Annotated in this window: 11 protein-coding genes; 4 read left to right on the top strand and 7 right to left on the bottom strand. The window is 73.4% G+C overall.

What is annotated here, in order from left to right; genetic code table 11:
* Window positions 1–537: 537 nt before the first annotated feature.
* The 3 genes from VT50_RS36910 to purD form a co-directional block, all read right to left on the bottom strand.
* Complete coding sequence (locus VT50_RS36910; protein ID WP_046090651.1) at window positions 538–2,103, bottom strand: N,N-dimethylformamidase beta subunit family domain-containing protein; 1,566 nt, start codon at window positions 2,101–2,103, stop codon at window positions 538–540.
* A gap of 272 nt (window positions 2,104–2,375) precedes the next feature.
* Window positions 2,376–4,295, bottom strand: coding sequence for a hypothetical protein (locus tag VT50_RS36905; RefSeq protein WP_046090650.1), 1,920 nt, complete (start codon window positions 4,293–4,295; stop codon window positions 2,376–2,378).
* A gap of 257 nt (window positions 4,296–4,552) precedes the next feature.
* Window positions 4,553–5,818: a phosphoribosylamine--glycine ligase gene (gene purD / locus VT50_RS36900; protein WP_046090649.1), complete on the bottom strand. Its 1,266-nt coding sequence runs from the start codon at window positions 5,816–5,818 to the stop codon at window positions 4,553–4,555.
* A gap of 249 nt (window positions 5,819–6,067) precedes the next feature.
* Between purD and VT50_RS36895 the strand changes: the two genes are divergently transcribed.
* Entirely contained in the window at window positions 6,068–6,802 is a 735-nt protein-coding gene (locus VT50_RS36895) for an SLATT domain-containing protein (protein ID WP_046090648.1), read from the top strand.
* A gap of 99 nt (window positions 6,803–6,901) precedes the next feature.
* On the opposite strand, the gene VT50_RS36890 is transcribed toward VT50_RS36895, so the two are convergent.
* From VT50_RS36890 to VT50_RS36880, 3 genes are all read right to left on the bottom strand, one after another.
* Window positions 6,902–7,552, bottom strand: coding sequence for a hypothetical protein (locus VT50_RS36890; protein WP_044572189.1), 651 nt, complete (start codon window positions 7,550–7,552; stop codon window positions 6,902–6,904).
* A gap of 186 nt (window positions 7,553–7,738) precedes the next feature.
* On the bottom strand, window positions 7,739–8,473 hold the full coding sequence (locus tag VT50_RS36885; RefSeq protein ID WP_046090647.1) for a GntR family transcriptional regulator: 735 nt from the start codon (window positions 8,471–8,473) through the stop codon (window positions 7,739–7,741).
* A 118-nt stretch (window positions 8,474–8,591) separates the two neighbouring features.
* Window positions 8,592–9,953, bottom strand: coding sequence for an aspartate aminotransferase family protein (locus VT50_RS36880; protein ID WP_046090646.1), 1,362 nt, complete (start codon window positions 9,951–9,953; stop codon window positions 8,592–8,594).
* A 343-nt stretch (window positions 9,954–10,296) separates the two neighbouring features.
* Here VT50_RS36880 and VT50_RS41210 point away from each other — a divergent pair, with 343 nt between their 5' ends.
* Window positions 10,297–13,122 carry a serine/threonine-protein kinase gene (locus tag VT50_RS41210; protein ID WP_053048854.1) on the top strand — a complete coding sequence of 942 codons (2,826 nt, stop codon included), beginning with the start codon at window positions 10,297–10,299 and terminating at the stop codon, window positions 13,120–13,122.
* Between the two features lie 56 nt (window positions 13,123–13,178).
* Window positions 13,179–14,999, top strand: coding sequence for a protein kinase domain-containing protein (locus VT50_RS36870; RefSeq protein WP_046090645.1), 1,821 nt, complete (start codon window positions 13,179–13,181; stop codon window positions 14,997–14,999).
* A gap of 57 nt (window positions 15,000–15,056) precedes the next feature.
* Here the strand turns inward: VT50_RS36870 and VT50_RS36865 are convergent, their stop codons facing one another.
* Window positions 15,057–16,340: an adenylosuccinate synthase gene (locus VT50_RS36865; protein WP_046090644.1), complete on the bottom strand. Its 1,284-nt coding sequence runs from the start codon at window positions 16,338–16,340 to the stop codon at window positions 15,057–15,059.
* A 215-nt stretch (window positions 16,341–16,555) separates the two neighbouring features.
* On the opposite strand from VT50_RS36865, the gene VT50_RS38885 reads away from it, so the two are divergent.
* A complete protein-coding gene (locus tag VT50_RS38885) occupies window positions 16,556–17,617 on the top strand; it encodes a hypothetical protein (protein ID WP_046090643.1) in 1,062 nt (353 codons plus the stop codon).
* Window positions 17,618–17,775: the final 158 nt, after the last annotated feature.

Genomic DNA, 17,775 nt, shown 5'->3' with positions numbered 1-17,775 from the left:
ACCACTGAGGACATCAGACTCACTCATCTAGAGGCGAAACCCGGGGCAACGGGAACGGGCGGTGCCCCGCACCGGCCGCGCAGGGCGAACGACGCCCAACGGCCGCGACACCCGCGGCAGGCCGAACACCGGCGTGAACCCCCACACCCAGCCACCGAGCAAACGGCACCCAACGGCCGGGACCCCCGCAGCAGGCCGAACACCGCCACCCCCGAAGAGACCCCGCCCCGAGACCCAGACGCTGCCCGGGCAGAACCCCACACCGGGCAAACGGCACCCAACCGTCGAGACACCCGCAGCAAGCCGAACACCGCCACCCCCGAAGAGACCCCGCCCCGAGACCCAGACGCTGCCGGGGCAGAACCCCACACCAGCCACCAGGCGAACCGCGCCCGCAGCAAGCCGGGCGCCGATGTACGGCATCGCCGGGGCATGCGGCCTCGCCGCTTAACTCCCGGCTCCAGGGGCGGAGCCCCTGGAGGGGGAGCGAAGTGTCGATGTGCGGCTCCGCCGCGTTCGCCGGACGCCCCACGGGGGTCACTCCCGCTCGAGGGGGCGGATCGCGCCTGCCTCGGCCCGTTTGCAGATGCGGTCCAGCAGGTTCGCCGTGGCCTTCTGGACGCGTTCGTCCGTATGGCCGGGGCGGTCCAGTGCGGGCGACCACGCGAAGGTTCCCGAGGCGAAGACCAGCGCGCCGCTGGGGGCCCGGTACAGGGATGTCTCCTGGTGGCGGACGGCTCCCTCGGTGTCCTCGTACGGGGAGTGGGCCAGGAGGATGCGGCGGAGGTGGTCGGGGAGGGCGGTGCGGGGGAAGTAGCGGTCGGCCTCGCCCGCGACCAGGCCGGGCAGTTCGTCGCCCTCCTCCGCACCCGTGGTCTCCCACAGCCAGTGACCCGCGTTGCGCACGATCAGCGGGCTCGGTTCGGGCACCCGGCCCGCGTACTGGATGCCGATCAGTTGCTGTTCGGGCACGGTCTCCCGCCAGAGTGCCGAGCGGCCGGGGCCGCGCCGCTTGCGGCAGGTCAGCAGCCGGGCCGGGCCGGCGGGCGAGGGGGCTAGCTCGACCTGCCAGTACATGGTGTTCGCGGAGAGGAAGACCAGTGAGGTACCGCTGTCGCGGGCCGCCTCCACCGCGCGGCGCATCGGCGCCGACCAGTACTCGTCATGGCCGGGGAAGACCAGCCCCCGGTAGCGGGTGGGGTCGACGCCGCCCGCGTGCAGATCGCGCATCTCGGCGTAGGCAAGGTCATAGCCGTAGCGCTCGGCCCAGCGGATGAAGTCGTAGGCGTGCCCCACGTGGAGGGGCAGTCCCGCACCCGCGTACGGCCGGTCGAAGGAGACCGTGGTGGCCGCCTCCGACTCGCCCAGCAGCCTTCCCCGCTCGTCCCAGGCGTGGTAGAGGCTGGCGCCGGTCCGGCCGTCCTCCGGATAGAGGTTGTACGCCTGCCAGGTGAGGTCCGGCAGGACGAGGAGGAGGTCGGCGGGGCGGCTGTCGCGGACGGTGAAGGGGATGTGGCTGCGGTAGCCGTCCAGGGTGGTCAGCACCGCGACATACGCGCCGGGCTTCCAGTACGAGGGGATCTGCATCCGCCAGGACAGCCACCAGTGGTGGCAGGAGACGGTGCGGTCGGCGGTGAGCGGGGGCGGCTGGACGATCCCGGACAGCCGGGGGCTGGTGGTGATCTTCAGCGCGCCGGTGCCGTCGTAGTAGCCGATGCGGTAGATGTCCACGCTGAACTGCTGGGGCGGGTCCACCGTGATCCGGAAGTCAATGGCCTCGCCCGGGGCCGCAGCGGAGGTGGAGGGGAAGCCCTTGATCTGCCGGTGGACATCGTCGGCGGTGCGGGGGCCGGGGATCCTGCCGGGGGCCCTGCCGGGGCGCCTCGCGCCGGTCCGCTCGGCCGCCCGGGCGGCGGCCCCGGAGACCCCGGCGTCGGCCCCGGAGAGATGGCCGTGGTCGACGTACCACGGGACCACCCGGCCGGTGTCGTCGAAGTAGTTCTCACTGTCGCGCAGCCAGGGCAGCGGGCCCTGGCCGAAAGGATCCGTCACCGCGTGAGCGAGCGCTCCCGATTCCCAGCGCCGGATCTGGTCCGTCCCCACAACTGTTCCCCTCCCCTGCGTACCCGGCGGCGCCACGCCTCGCTGTCCTCGCACACCGCACCGCAGCGGGTCCGGCCTTGTGGGCCGGGCTGCGGGAACGGTCCTGCGGTTCGGGCCGGTTGGGCCGGAACTCCTGGGCCGGGCGACAGCGACCGGTCCAAGCACATCACATTACGCACCCACTCCATCACCGATAGTCGCTAAATTGCTGGAACAGACACCGAACGGCGACAAGGGTGGACATAGGAGCGGTATGCGGCGGGCCCGCGCCGCTACACCAGCCGGACGGGCTTCTCCGGGCGGATCCCCACCTCGCCGAGCCAGGCGCGCAGCGGCCCGTCGTCGCCGTCCTCCACCAGGCTCAGCACCGGATGGGCCAGATCGGCCCGCCGCCGCCCGCCGACGAGCAGCGCGGGCCCGTCGAGCCAGTCGAGGCCGGGGGCCGCGCCCGCGGTGTCCACGGCGGCGCAGCAGACCATCGCGGTGACATGGTCGGCAAGCAGCTCACGGCCGGTGCGGGGCGGCTGGAGCGGGAACGCCGGGACGAAGCCGTCGATCCACGGGTCGCCGCCGGAACCGCCCGCTGGCCCCTCCGCGCCCGGGCCCGCTGGCCCTTCCGCCCCCGCCGCGGCGCCCTTGCCGTGCGCCCGGGTGGCGGCGGCCTCCTCCCGGGCCACCTCGACGCTGAGCCGGGCGGCCAGGCGGGGGGCGACGCCGTCGGTGGAGTCGGCGTCGACCGTGGAGTCAGCGGGGTCGGTGGGGTCAGCGGGGTCGGCTGGGGCGGCCGGGTCGGCGGTGAGCCGGTCGATGACCCGGGCCAGGGTGGCCGGGGCCGGCCCGCTCGTGCGGGCCGGGGCGGCGGCGACGGACTCATGGGCGTCGTCCCGCTCGTCCAGGAGCCGGTTCAGCCGGGCGGCCTCCTGCCGCCACTTGCGGTCCACGACCTCCTCCGGATACGCGCCCCAGTCGACCGGGGACCAGTCGCGTCCCGGCTCCGGCGGGCCGCCGTGGAAGAGGCGGGCGGCCAGCAACGAGGTGGCCTCGTCGATCACCCCGGGCTCCTCCAGCAGGTCGCAGGCCGGGCGCTCGCTCAGCCGGGAGGCGAACCCCTCGGCGAGCCGGTCGCGGCGGGAGAGCTCGGTGAGCGCCGAGACGACGCCCGCGTCCAGCCGGGAGGGCCAGCGGCCCATCCGCCAGGCGGGCAGCGCGACCCGGGTCAGCAGCCGGTCCCAGCCCGCGTAGGCGAGGCCCACCTGCTCCTGGGCGACGATCCGCAGCCCGTAGTCCACCGTCTGGGCCCGCTCGGAGGCGGCCGCGGCGACCGCGCGCTCCATCTCGGCCGCGTGGTCCCGGCAGCCGCGCAGCAGCAGCCGGGCGACCCAGCCGACGAAGCCGAAGGCGGGCCGCCGCACCACCGCCACCAGGGCGGGCACGGGCCCGGACGACGACTCGCCGCCACGGGCCGCGACGGCCACGGCGGCGTCGAGACCGCGCACGAAGCGGCGGGCTGAGGCTATGTCGGGGTGGACGGACGGGCCGGTGCCCGCGACCACCGGGGCGAGCAGCGCACGCAGCTCGGCGACCCGCATCCACCACAGGAACGGCGAGCCGATCACCAGCACCGGGGCCCGCGGGGCGCGCCGGTCGGGGCGGTCCACGACCCGGTCCGCGCGGGCCTCGGGGCCGGGGCCTCCGGCGCCGCGCACCGGGCGGGACTCCTCGACCGCGAGGGCGCCGCGGTCCCGGTGCTCCCGGCGGTGGGCGTGCGCCGGATGCGTACGGTCCTCCAGCCAGCTGTCGCAGTCGGGGGTGAGCGCTATGGCCGAGGGCGCCGGGACCTCCAGGCGCTCGGCCAGATCGCGGACCAGCTGGTAGAGGTCGGGGGCGGTCTCCTCGGCGATGGGGACCGTCGGGGTGAGCGCGGGTCTGGCCCGGACGACAACGGCGGCCACGGCCGCCGCCAGCAGCAGGACCACCAGGGCGCCCCCGGTCACCGACCAGCGCAGGGCCGTCCAGCCCTCGTCCTGGGAGCCGCCGACGCTGCCGGTGGCGCTTCCGGCCAGCAGCACGACGGCGGCGGCGGCGGCCGGGAGGAGCGCGACGGCGAGCGCGGTGCTCCGGATGCGCAGTACCGCGAGGGCGCGGGCGCGCGCCGCCAGGGCACCTGCTTCGGGACCAGCCACGGTTCTCATCACCCCCTACTGTCCGGCCGGTGCTTGAACAGCGGACGACGGCGGCGTTGTTTTCTCCCCACCCACTGTCGCACCGGCCGCCCACTCCGCAATGCCGGTGGGCCAGTTGCCGCACCTCGCCTGAGCGGCACACTAGTTGGGGGCGGGGCGTGCGTCAGCAGGATGCGGAACCGCTCACTCGATGGAATGGCCTTGGGCAGAACCGGGAACTTCGCGATGGCGACGCCGGGGATGACCCAGCCGCCTCGGGTTTCCGGTCACGAAACCGCTTCGGCCGCCGCCTTCGCCGCGATGTCGGAGCGGTGGTGGGAGCCCTCCAGGCCGATCCGGCCCATCGCGCGGTACGCCCGTTCGCGCGCCTTCGCCAGGTCGGAGCCGGTCGCGGTGACGGAGAGCACCCGGCCGCCCGCGCTCACCACCGCACCGGACGCGCCGTCCCGCTTGGTGCCCGCGTGCAGGACGTACGCCTTGGGGCCGTCCTTCTCTGCCACCTCGTCCAGCCCGGTGACCGGGTCGCCGGTGCGGGGGGTGCCCGGGTAGTTGTGCGAGGCGAGGACCACGGTCACCGCGGCGCCGTCGCTCCAGCGCAGCGGCGGCTCGGCCTCCAGACGGCCGGTGGCGGCGGCGAGCAGCACCGCGGCCAGCGGGGTCTTCAGCCGGGCCAGCACCACCTGGGTCTCCGGGTCGCCGAAGCGCGCGTTGAACTCGATCACGCGCACGCCCCGCGAGGTGATCGCCAGGCCCGCGTACAGCAGCCCGGAGAAGGGCGTGCCGCGGCGGCGCAGCTCGTCGACGGTGGGCTGGCAGATCGTGGCCACGACCTCGTCCACCAGGGCGGGGTCCGCCCAGGGCAGCGGGGAGTACGCGCCCATGCCGCCGGTGTTCGGACCCTCGTCGCCGTCGTGGGCGCGCTTGAAGTCCTGGGCGGGCTGGAGCGGGACCACGGTCTCGCCGTCGGTGATCGCGAAGAGGGAGACCTCGGGGCCGTCCAGGAACTCCTCGATCACCACCCGGCCGCAGGCCAGCGCGTGGGCGCGGGCGGCCTCGACGTCCTCGGTCACCACGACGCCCTTGCCCGCTGCGAGGCCGTCGTCCTTGACGACGTACGGCGGGCCGAAGGCGTCCAGCGCCTCGTCGACCTCGGCGGGGTTGGTGCACACATAGGCGCGGGCGGTGGGCACGCCCGCCGCCGCCATCACGTCCTTGGCGAACGCCTTGGAGCCCTCGAGCCGCGCGGCCTCCGCAGACGGCCCGAAGGCCGGGATCCCGCGCTCGCGCACGGCGTCGGCCACCCCCGCCACCAGCGGGGCCTCCGGCCCCACGACCACCAGGCCCACCCCCAGGGAGGCGGCGAGGTCGGCGACGGCCGCACCGTCGAGCGCGTCGACCGCGTGCAGCTCGGCCACCTCGGCGATACCGGCGTTGCCGGGGGCGCAGTGCAGTGCGGTGACGTCGGGGTCGAGGGAGAGAGCGCGGCACAGGGCATGTTCGCGGGCGCCGCCGCCGATGACGAGGACCTTCACGGTAGGCAGCCTATTGCCTGGGGCGGCGGGCCCCGTGCGGCGGGGGCGGCGGGAGCCCCGCGCATACCTCCGCGCCGTGAGCGGGGGCACTCTTTTGGGTGAGGAGTGGGCGGTCTTATACCCGATGGGGCTGCCCTTACGGACTGAAATCCGGTGATCGGGTCCTCGTGGCCAGCCGTTCGGCGGTAGGAATGGTGGTCGCGCGTCAGCCGCGCGCAGCACAGACGCCGCCGCAGAGGGAGTCGCACGGTGAGTCAGCCGGAGATGCAGCCCGAGGGGCTCCCTCGGCAGGAGGGAGCGAGGATCCAGGGTGACCTGCTCGGACGCCCCTTCCCGCACGGCGACTGGGGGGAGCCGGCGGAGCGGCTCGACGAGTTGTACCAGTGGGTCGAGGAGGGCGCGCTGGAGGTCGCCGGGTGGTACCTCGCCGACCGGGTGTGGAAGCGGCGGGCCGCCCGGGTGCTGCGGGTGGGAGCCGCGGTGGCGGGGGTCGTGGGGGCCGTGCTGCCGCTGCTGGATCTGAACGGAACGCTGGACGGCGGCGCCGGGTGGGGGGCGCTGGCGCTGCTGCTGGCGGTCGCGTGCGTGGGCGGCGACCGGTTCTTCGGGCTGACGTCCGGCTGGATGCGGGACATGGCCACGGCGCAGGCGGTGCAGCGGCGGCTGGAGGCGCTGCAGTTCGACTGGGCGTCGGAGAGCGTGCGGGAGGTGCTGGGCCCGACCGAGGGCACCGCGAGCGAGGCCGTGGAGCGGTGTCTGGCGGTGCTGCGGCGGTTCTGCGAGGACGTGTCGGAGCTGGTGCGGGCCGAGACGGCGGGCTGGATGGTGGACTTCGGATCCGGTTCCGCGCCGCTGGTCACGCAGTCGCTGATGGCCCAGGGCCCCCGTCCGGACAGCGGGAGCCCCGCGAGCCGCTTTCCGCTGCCGCCGGGCCCCGCCCGGCCCAATATGCCGCGGCAGCGTCCTCCCGAGCCGCCCCGCTGATGACGCCGCGGGGCCGACGGGGACCTCGGTGGTCAGCTGAGGTCGGTGGTGGACTGAACTCGGTTTTCAGCTGAACTCGGTTCTAGCTGACCTCGGTGGTCAGCTGAAGACGATCATCGAGCCCTGGCCGAGGCTGCGCGTCGCCGCCGCGTGCAGGCCAAGCCACACATGGCGCTCCCGCGCGAAGGGGCTGTCCTCGTACGGAACCGACGCCGCCGGTTCCTCCAGGCTCGTGGGGCGGGCCGGGGGCGCGGGGGCGGCCGGGGGGTTGGACGGGTCGATGCCGAGCGCCGGGGCGACCGCCTCCAGCTCCCGCAGCAGCCCGTGGCTGGAGCCCAACGGGCCGCCGCCCTCGAGGAGTTCGTCGTTGGACAGCGGACCCTGGAAGTCGACGGGGACATACGCGCCCGCGTGGTCGTAGTGCCACACCAGATGCGACTGCTGGGCCGTGGGCTCGAACATCTCCAGCAACTGCTCGTAGTCCCCGCCGAGTTCGTCCACCGGCGTCACCGCGAGTCCGCACAGCTGGAGCAGATAGGCGCGGCGGAGGAAGTGCAGCGCGTCGTAGTCGAAACCGGCCACCGGGGCGACATCCCCCGAAAGACCCGGCATATAGCTGAAGACGGGCACGGGCGGCAGACCGGCATCGCTGAGCGCCTTGTCGTAGGCGGCGATCTCTTCGGCGAAGGGGTTGTCGGGGCTGTGGCACAGCACATCGACGAGGGGGACCAGCCAGAGGTCACATGCCACGCGATCTCACTCTCGTATCCGTACGGTCGATGGTCGGCCCAGCGTAATGCCCCACGTACGCGGCGCGAAGAGTGCAAGACACCGGGCCCTGGGGACCGGCCCACGGATCAGGTGGAGTTCGCGAAGAGTTCAGAAGGAGAGTTCAGTAGGAGATGGGGGAAGGCCGGGGGAGGACCGGGCGGAAGATCAGGGGGAGTTGACCTCCGGCGCGGCCCCCGTCCGGTTCCGCGCGCGAGTCTCCTCCTCCGTCACCAACCGCTCGATCAGCGCACGGAAATGCGTGTTGTACGCCGCTATGAGCCGCTCCGAGTCATGGGGATCCCCACGGGTGACCGCCGCCGTGAGCTCGCAGTGCCCCGCCCACAGCTCACCCCGCAGATCGGGTACGCGCCGCAGGTACGGCACGGTGAACACCCAGGTCTGCACCCGCAGCCGCTGGAGGAAGTCCGATACGTAGGGATTGCCGACCAGCCCGCAGATCTCCCGCCAGAAGCGCAGGTCGTAGCCGATGAGGATGTCCAGGTCACCGGAGCGGGCGGCCCGCTCGGCCTCCTCGGCCCGGCGCTGCACCGAGGCCAGTGCCTGCTTGGTCATGGTGCTCAGCGCCCGCTGGCCGTAGTGCCGGAAGACGCCCTCGACCACCATCGTGCGGGCGTCCACCATGTGCCGGAAGTCGTCGATGGTGAACTCGTGGACCCTGAAGCCCCGGTGTTCCTCGACATCGAGCAGCCCCTGGGAGCACAGGTCGAGCAGCGCCTCCCGAACGGGGGTCGCGGAGACGCCGTACTGCTGGGCGATCTCCTTGACGGTGAACTGGCGCCCCGCAGGGAGCCTGCCCGCGAGCACCTCGTCACAGAGCGCGTCGGCGATCTGCTGCCGCAGGGTGTTCCGCTTGACCGGGCTGGTGCCGGGCACGGGCATCGAGGACCGTCTCCTTCCACGGCCGTCGGTCTAAGAAAGCGGACGGCCCTCGCATCACGATATGCGAGGGCCGTTGCGCGGAACACGCAGAGTGCGGCAGTGGTCTACACCGGAGCGGCTATGCCGTATGGGCGTCGGCCGCGTTCAGGGCCTCGTCCAGGATCGCCAGCCCCTCCTTGGCCTCGGCCTCGGTGACGGTGCACGGCGGCACGACATGGGTGCGGTTCATGTTCACGAAGGGCCACAGACCGCCGCGCTTGCAGGCCGCCGCGAAGTCCGCCATCGGCTGGTTGTCCGCTCCGCTCGCGTTGTACGGCACGAGCGGTTCACGGGTCTCCCTGTCCCTGACGAGGTCCAGCGCCCAGAAGACGCCGAGGCCGCGCACCTCGCCCACCGAGGGGTGGCGCTCGGCGATCTCCCGCAGCCCGGGGCCGATCACGTTGTCCCCGATCGCGGCGGCGTTCTCCACGATCCCCTCCTCCGCCATCGCGTTGATCGTGGCGATGGCCGAGGCGCAGGCCAGCGGGTGGCCGGAGTAGGTGAGCCCGCCCGGGTAGGGGCGCTGGTCGAAGGTCGCGGCGATCTCGGCGGAGATCGCGACGCCGCCGAGCGGCACATAGCCGGAGTTGACGCCCTTGGCGAAGGTCAGCAGATCCGGGGTGACGCCGAAGTGGTCGGCCGCGAACCAGTGGCCGGTGCGGCCGAAGCCCGCCATGACCTCGTCCAGGATGAACACGATGCCGTAGCGGTCGCAGATCTCCCGGACCCCGGCCAGATAGCCGGGCGGCGGGACCATGATCCCGGCGGTGCCGGGGATGGTCTCCAGGATGATGGCGGCGATGGTCTGCGGACCCTCGAAGGCGATGGTGTCCTCGAGGTGGCGCAGCGCGCGCTCGCACTCCTGCCGCTCGCTGTCGGCGTGGAAGGGCGAGCGGTAGAGGAACGGCGCCCAGAAGTGCACCACACCCGCCGAGGCGGTGTCGGAGGCCCAGCGGCGCGGGTCACCGGTGAGGTTGATCGCGGCGGCGGTGGCGCCGTGGTACGAGCGGTAGGCGGAGAGCACCTTGGCCCGGCCGGTGTGCACCCGCGCCATGCGGACCGCGTTCTCCACCGCCTCGGCGCCGCCGTTGGTGAAGAAGATCTTGTCGAGGTCGCCGGGGGTGCGCTCGGCGACCAGCCGCGCCGCCTCGGACCGCACGTCCACGGCGAACCCCGGCGCGATGGTGCACAGCTTCGCGGCCTGCTCCTGGATCGCGGCCACGACCTTGGGGTGCTGGTGGCCGATGTTGGTGTTCACCAGCTGGCAGGAGAAGTCGAGGTAGCGCTTGCCGTCGTAGTCCCAGAAGTACGAGCCTTCGGCGCCCGCGATGGCGAGGGGGTCGATCAGGCCCTGCGCGGACCAGGAGTGGAAGACATGCGCACGGTCGGCGGCCTTGACGGCGGCGCCGACCGCGTGGTCGGGGCTGGGCTGCACGGACACGTTCGTACCTCGGATCGCTCGCGGGTCGGGGCGGCACCAGCGTACGGACCGTGGGCCCTGGCCGGGCACCGACAGGCTGTCGGGGTTTCGGGCCCGGTGGCGACACCCTGCCGGGCCCCTGTCAGGGCTCTGCCCGGGCCCAGGTGATCAGGCGCGGCTGTCCGGATTTCGCTCCCGGCCGTCCCCTTCGGGGCTCGCGGGGTTCCGTTCTCCGGCTCGGGAGTGACACAGGACGGATACGGAACCGATAACGGATCGTCCGCGTCGTCCACTTCGCTCTCAGCCGCCCTTATTCTCTCCGGGGAGCTGATCAGGGGGATCACGGGGAAGGGACGATCGACGCATGGAAGACCTGGGGGCCGAGGACCCTCGCTGGATCGGTGAGTACCGGCTGCTCCGACGCCTGGGCGCGGGTGGCATGGGCCGGGTGTTCCTGGCTCATTCCTCGCGCGGGCGCACGGTGGCGGTGAAGCTCGTCCAGACCGAGCTCGCCCAACAGGCCGAATTCCGGCGGCGGTTCAAACAGGAGGTGCGGGCGGCGCAGCGGGTCGGGGGCGCCTGGACAGCGCCGGTGCTGGACGCCGACACCGAGGCCGCCACCCCCTGGGTCGCCACCGGCTATATCGCCGGACCCTCCCTGCACGCGGTCGTCGCCGAGTCGGGCCGTCTGCCCGAGCGGACCGTCCGCATCCTGGCGCACGGCCTGACGCAGGCGCTCCGCGACATCCACGACGCCGGTCTGGTCCACCGTGACCTCAAACCGTCCAACATCCTGGTCACCATCGACGGTCCGCGCGTCATCGACTTCGGCATCGCGCGGGCGCTGGAGACCGTCACCGACGGACTCCTCACGCGCAGCGGCGCGGTCGTCGGATCGCCCGGCTTCATGTCGCCCGAGCAGGTGCGCGGCGAGCGGGTCAGCCCGGCCAGCGATGTCTTCTGCCTCGGCTCGGTGCTCGCCTACGCGGCGACCGGCCGTCGGCCCTTCGGCACGGCCGACAGCGGGGTGCACGCGGTGATGTACCGCATCGCGCAGGAGGAACCGGACCTGGAGGGGCTGCCGGAGGGGCTGCTCGACCTCGTCACCGACTGCCTGAAGAAGGCCCCGGACGACCGGCCCTCGCTGGAGGCGCTGCTGGAACGTACGGCCGGGGCGGACGACGACACCGAACCGTGGCTGCCCGGCGCGCTCGTCGCCCAACTCGGGCGGCACGCGGTGCGGTTGCTGGAGGTGGAGACGCCCGCCGGTCCGGGGGTACCCGCGCGGCCCGCCGTACCGCCCGTGGCCGGGGTGGCGGGCCCCGCCGTACCGCCGCCGCCTTCCGCGCCGCCGTCGGCCACCTCGTACCCCCTGGCCCCGGCGGAACCTCCCACACCGCCGCCACCGACCACTCCGCCCCGCCCCTCGGCGGCCCCGCTCCCCCCGGCGCCGTCCACTCCGCCCTCGACGGGCGCGGCACAGGACGACCCGGCCCAGTCACAGCCGGGCGGGGACCAGGGCAACGCCGACGTGGCCGCCAGTCCCCAGCCGGGCACGCCGTCGGCCGACCCGCGCCGGTCCGCCGAACCGTCCGCCGAACCGTCCGGCGCCCCGCAGGCCGCCGCGCCATCCGAGGCGGCGGACGGCTCCCCCGCCACACCCAACGCATCGGGTGCGGCCGCCCCGGGCCACGACGCCCCGCACGCAACGCCCAGCGGCCCGCCCGCCACACCGCACGCAGGTGCCGGGCCGCAGGCAGGCGCACCGCAGACGCCCGGTGGCGCCACACCCGCCGCACCACACGCGGCCACGCCCGACCACGGCGCGCCCGGCCACGGCGCACCGCCGCAGGCCGGTGCGGGGGCCGCCGCGGCCAACCCACCCGGTGCCGCCACACCCGGCGCACCCTCCGCCGCGCCCAACGCGGGCGCGCCCGGCCACGGCGCACCGCCGCAGGCCGGTGCGGGGGCCGCCGCGGCCAACCCACCCGGTTCCGGCGGGCCCTACGCCCCCGGGGCGTACGGGTACCCGTCGCACGCCACACCCCCGCAGGCGCCGCAGGCCCGTGCGGAAGGGGAGCCGCCGGCGCCAGCGCAGGGTTTTGGGCCGCCCGCGGTCAGCTCGTTCGGGGCGGCCACCGGGTCGCCTTCCGCCGGGTTCGGCGGACCGGGCGGAACCGGTACGCCGGGCGGGCCCGGGGGCGGCCCGTCGCAGCCGCCCCCGGGCCCGAACCGGCGGCGCAAGACGCTCATCGTCGTCTCCGCCGCCGTCGCCACCGCCCTCATAGCCGGGGTCGCCGCGCTCGCCATCGTCAAGGGGAACGACGACAAGGGCGACCGGGCCAAGAACGACCACGACAAGATGACCCACACCCCGCCCAACCCGGGCGGATCGGGCGGATCGGGCGGATCGGGCGGCGGCAACTCCAAGGGGCCCTCGGGGAGTTCGGACGGGCCCGAGCCGTCCGCGACCAACCCGGAGAATTCCGGCGACGTGCCCACCGAGTACCTGGGCGCCTGGGAGGGCGAGATCAAGGAGGGCGGCGAGTCGACCGGCAAGATCCGCCGGGTCGTGCTCTCGCAGGGGCCGGTCGGCGCGGCCGTCGCCGAGACCCTGACCTCCGACTCGGACTCGTTCTGCCAGGACTCGGCCAAGCTCAAGTCGGCGGACAGCCTGCTCCTCATCGAGGACGAGGACGTGGCCACCAGCGTCCCCGAGGACAGTTGCAGCGCGGTCGGCGAGCAGACGCTGCGGATCGGCAACGACGGCACCCTCGCCTGGAGCACCACGGACGGCTCCTCCGAGGCGATGCTGCGCCCCTCCAAGAGCGGCGGCGAGCCCATCCCCTCCGGATACGTGGGCACATGGCTGGCCAAGGACGCGTTCGGGAAGCCCGACGCCACGTTGAAGATCACCGTCAAACAGGGCGCGATCGGCTCCGTGGTGGCCCAGGAGGTCGCGGACAGCAAGAAGTACCACTGCGAGGGTGACCGGATCCTCGCCTCGGTGGAGAAGGGACTGGTCCTCAGCCCCTCGAAGTTCACCGGCGGCACCCCCAAGAATCTCTGCGGACCCGGCACGTCACTCACGTTCACCTCTTCCGGACATGACAAGCTGCGTGTCGAATATGACGACCCGGACGATTTCAGCGATGAGACGATGACACAGACGTTCACCCGCCTCGACTGATCGGCCGATCGGCAGAGGGACTATCGGCACAGCACAGGGACAGGAGCCACACCGCGATGGAGAACCTCGGGGCCCAGGACCCGCGGTGGATCGGCGAGTACCGGCTGCTCGGCAAGCTGGGCGAGGGCGGAATGGGCCGGGTCTACCTCGCCCGCTCCGCCCGCGGCCGCACCGTGGCGGTGAAGCTCGTACAGGCCGAACTCGCACGCCAGGCCGACTTCCGCGGCCGCTTCAAGCGGGAGGTGGAGGCGGCGAGACGAGTCGGCGGGCAGTGGACCGCGCCGGTGCTCGACGCCGACACCGAGGCCGAGGTGCCGTGGGTGGCCACCGGCTACATCGGCGGCCCGTCCCTGCACAGCGTCGTCGCCGAGGACTTCGGGGCGCTGCCCGAGAGCTCGTTGCGGATCCTGACGAACGGACTGGCCCTCGCGCTGCGCGACATCCACGGCGCCGGGCTGGTCCACCGCGACCTCAAGCCGTCCAACATCCTCGTCACCATCGACGGTCCGCGGGTCATCGACTTCGGCATCGCGCGCGCCCTGGACGCCGTGGGCACCACCACGGGCGGCAATCTGACGATGACCGGCGCGGTCGTCGGCTCGCCCGGGTTTATGTCGCCCGAGCAGGTGCGGGGTGAGCCGGTCACCGCCGCCAGCGATGTCTTCTGCCTCGGCTCGGTGCTCGCCTTCGCCGCCACCGGACGTCAGCCCTTCGGCAGCCTGGACAGCGGCATCCACGCCCTGATGTACCGAATAGCCCAGGAGGAGCCCGATCTGGTGGGGCTTCCCGACGGCGCGCGCGGGCTGGTCACCGCGTGCCTGCAGAAGGACCCGGCCAAGCGGCCGTCGGTGGACGAGCTGGTGGCCGCCACCCAGCCGGTGACCGAAGACGGCGAACCCTGGCTGCCGGGCGGACTGCTCGCCCGGCTGGGGCGGGACGCGCTCCAACTGCTGGAGGTGGAGGCCGAGAACGCACAGCCGGACGCCGCGGCGACGCAGCAGGGCCCGTCGGCGTACGGCCACCCCCAGACCGCCGCGCACACCCCGCCGGGCCCCTCCGCGTACGGTGCGCCCACGCCGTCCGCGTACGCGGCGCCCCACGCCCATGCGGCCGGGGGTCCCGGGTACCAGATGTCCCAGGCCGCCACCCAGCCCTGGCAGGGCGGCTATCAGACGCCGATGGGCTACTCCGCCCCGGGCACGCGGCTGAGGCCGATCCGGGGTCTGGCCACCGCGCTGATGAGCATGTTCGGCATCTGGCTGGTGCTGACGCTCCTCGACATGGCGCTGAACATCTCGCTGCTCGAGAGGTACTCCGCGCTCGACACCGGCACGGTCTCCAAGGACCTGCTCTACAGCAGGCGGAGCGACGTCGAGGCGATGGACAGCGGCACCGGGGTCGCCGCGCTGGTGCTCGTGGTGCTGTGGCTGGTCTGGTTCCGGACCGCCTACCTCAACTCCACGGTGCTCAGCCCCGGGCAGCAGCGGTTCGGCAGCGGCTATTCGGTGGGCGCCTGGTTCATCCCGGTCGCCCAGCTGTGGCTGCCCAAGCAGATCGCCAACGACGTGTGGACCTCCAGCGCTCCCCCGGGGCCCGGACGCGGCGGACGCGCGGTGCTGCACTGGTGGTGGACGTTCTTCGTGCTCATGTTCCTGATGTTCCCGGTGAACGGGATCAGTGAGGCCGTCGGCGACAACGTCCGGGAACAGCGGCCCAGCGTCATCATCAGCATCGTCGACGACTCCATCGGCATCATGGCGGCGCTGCTGGCCATCACCGTGGTGCGGCGGATCACCAAGATGCAGGAGCGGCGGGCCGCGCAGCCGGTCGGCCAGCCGCAGCAGCCCGCCGGGGTGTTCGGCCCGCCCTCGGCGTAGTTGTGACGCCGAGGCGCGGGCCGCGCTCCCGCCGAGGCCCGCGCTCCCCCCGAGGGGTCAGAGGAACGAGTTGATCTGGATGGTCTCGTCACGGCCCGGTCCGACGCCGATCGCCGAGATCGGGGCGCCCGACATCTCCTCCAGTGCCTGGACGTACTTCTGCGCGTTCTTCGGCAGCTGGTCGAAGGTCTTGGCCTGGGTGATGTCCTCCGACCAGCCCGGCAGCGTCTCGTAGACCGGCTTGGCGTGGTGGAAGTCGGTCTGGCTGTACGGCAGCTCCTCGACGCGCTTGCCGTCGATCTCGTACGCCACGCACACCGGGATCCGCTCCCAGCCGGTGAGCACGTCCAGCTTGGTGAGGAAGAAGTCGGTCAGGCCGTTGACCCGGGTCGCGTAGCGCGCGATGACCGCGTCGAACCAGCCGCAGCGCCGGTCGCGCCCGGTGGTCACACCGCGCTCGCCGCCGATCGTCCGCAGCTTCTCGCCGTCCTCGTCGAGGAGTTCGGTGGGGAACGGGCCCGCGCCGACGCGGGTGGTGTACGCCTTCAGGATGCCGATCACGCGGCTGATCTTCGTCGGGCCCACTCCGGTGCCGGTGCAGGCGCCGCCCGCGGTCGGGTTGGAGGAGGTGACGAAGGGGTACGTGCCGTGATCGACGTCCAGCAGGGTGCCCTGGCCGCCCTCGAAGAGCACGACCTGGCCCTGGTCGATGGCGTTGTTGAGCACCAGGGTGGTGTCGGCGACATAGCCGCCGAGCCGGTCCGCGTAGCCCAGCAGTTCTTCGACGACCTGGTCGACGACGATGGCGCGGCGGTTGTAGAGCTTGGCGAGCACCTGGTTCTTGTAGTCCAGGGCCGCCTCGACCTTCTGCCGCAGGATCGACTCGTCGAAGAGGTCCTGGACCCGGATGCCCACCCGGTTGATCTTGTCCGCGTAGGCCGGGCCGATGCCGCGGCCCGTGGTGCCGATCTTCCGCTTGCCGAGGAATCGTTCCGACACCTTGTCGAGGGTCGTGTGATACGGCGTGATCAGATGGGCGTTACCGCTGATCAGCAGCTTGGACGTGTCAACGCCACGGTCCGCGAGACCACTCAGCTCGGAGAGCAGGACCGCGGGATCCACGACGACGCCGTTGCCGATGACCGGGGTACACCCGGGCGAGAGGATTCCGGACGGGAGGAGGTGCAGCGCGTACTTCTGGTCGCCGACCACCACCGTGTGGCCCGCGTTGTTACCACCCTGGTAGCGCACTACATAGTCCACGGAGCCACCGAGCAGATCGGTGGCCTTTCCCTTGCCCTCGTCACCCCACTGAGCACCGAGCAGCACAAGTGCGGGCACAGGCGTACACCCCTTCCGGGCGGGGCATGTCCAACGTGCGATGGTGACGCGCGCCACCACAAGAGCCGTCGAACCGGTGCCCCGGATAGACGAAGCCCCTGGCGCAACAGCGACAGGGGCTCTTGCACCGAGAGATTACCTGAGGAAGGACCGAGGTGTCGGCTCCAGATCCCCGGCCCCCTGCGCCGGACACCGCCCGGGGGCGCCCGCTGCTCATGGTCATCGACCCCAACGCCCGCCGCACGGACGGGGAGTCGGTGCGGATCGCGAAGGATGTGCTGTGTGCGGGCGCACAGACGAAAGTCTGCCTGCCGGACGGCCCGGAGGAGGTCGAGCGGGCGCTGGCCCGCCGGGGCGCCCGGCGGCCGGTGCTGGTGGGCGACGACCGTGCCCTGCTGCGGATGGTGGAGCTGCTGCACCGGCGGCGGGAGCTGACGGACGCCGCGCTGTCGGTGATCCCGGTCGGCGGCTCCGCCACGGTCGCCCTGGCCCATTCGCTCGGGGTGCCGACGGACGCGGTCACCGCGGCCCGTACGGTCCTCGACGGGGCCGCGCGCCCGCGTGATCTGCTGGTGGACGAGAGCGGCGGGGTGGTCCTCGGCGGTCTGCGGATCCCCTCCGGATTCGCTCGTCACGGTGGGCACGACGGGACGCCGGGCGGCGGCTGCGGCGCGGCGGACGGGGCAGACGGGGCGGAAGGGGCGGACGGGCACGGCCCGGGGCCGCACGGCGACGGGACGAGGGCCCGGGACTGCGGCTGCGACCCCTGTGCCCACGACCGCCGCCGTGCCGAGGGCGACGAGGATGGCGCGGACGGCCGTGACGGCGGCACGGGCGCTCCCGGCCACGACCGGGAGGGTCCCGACGGGGAGGGCGATGGCCACCGGCCGTGGTGGAGCCCGGCGGCCCGCACCGCCCGCACCGCGCTGACGCTGCTCTCGCTCCCGGTGATCGGCCTGGCGGGCGGCGCCCGGCGCCCGGCGCATCCACCGCCGCAGCGGCTGCGGATCGAGGCGGACGGGGTGCTGCTGACCGATCTGGACCGGCCGGTGGAGCGGGTCTCGGTCTCGACGGCCGCACCGGGCGCCGGGCTGGCCGAGATCGTGGTCCACCCCCATGCGGCGGGCGGCCCCCTGCGCACCCGGGCACGCGCCGTCACCGTCTCCGGCCCGGACTTCCGCTACCACGCGGACGCGCTGACCCACGGCCCGGTCCGCAGCCGGACCTGGACGGTCCTGCCCGAAGCCTGGAGCCTCATGCTCCCCCATCCCCCTTGAGCCCCACTCGCGCCCCAGCCCCCCACAGGGCCCGGCGGAACCGAGCAACGCGAGACCGTGCAGCGCGGGGGGCCCGGGCGATGCGGGCGCCCTGGACGATGTGGCCCGCCCGCCGCCATCCCGGCCGTCGGCCGAGTGGCGCGAGGGCCCGGCGGCGC

Source organism: Streptomyces antioxidans (genome assembly GCF_000968685.2).
Classification (GTDB): domain Bacteria; phylum Actinomycetota; class Actinomycetes; order Streptomycetales; family Streptomycetaceae; genus Streptomyces; species Streptomyces antioxidans.
The sequence above is the reverse complement of the archived record's forward strand: the minus strand, read 5'-3'. Positions and strand labels throughout refer to the sequence as shown.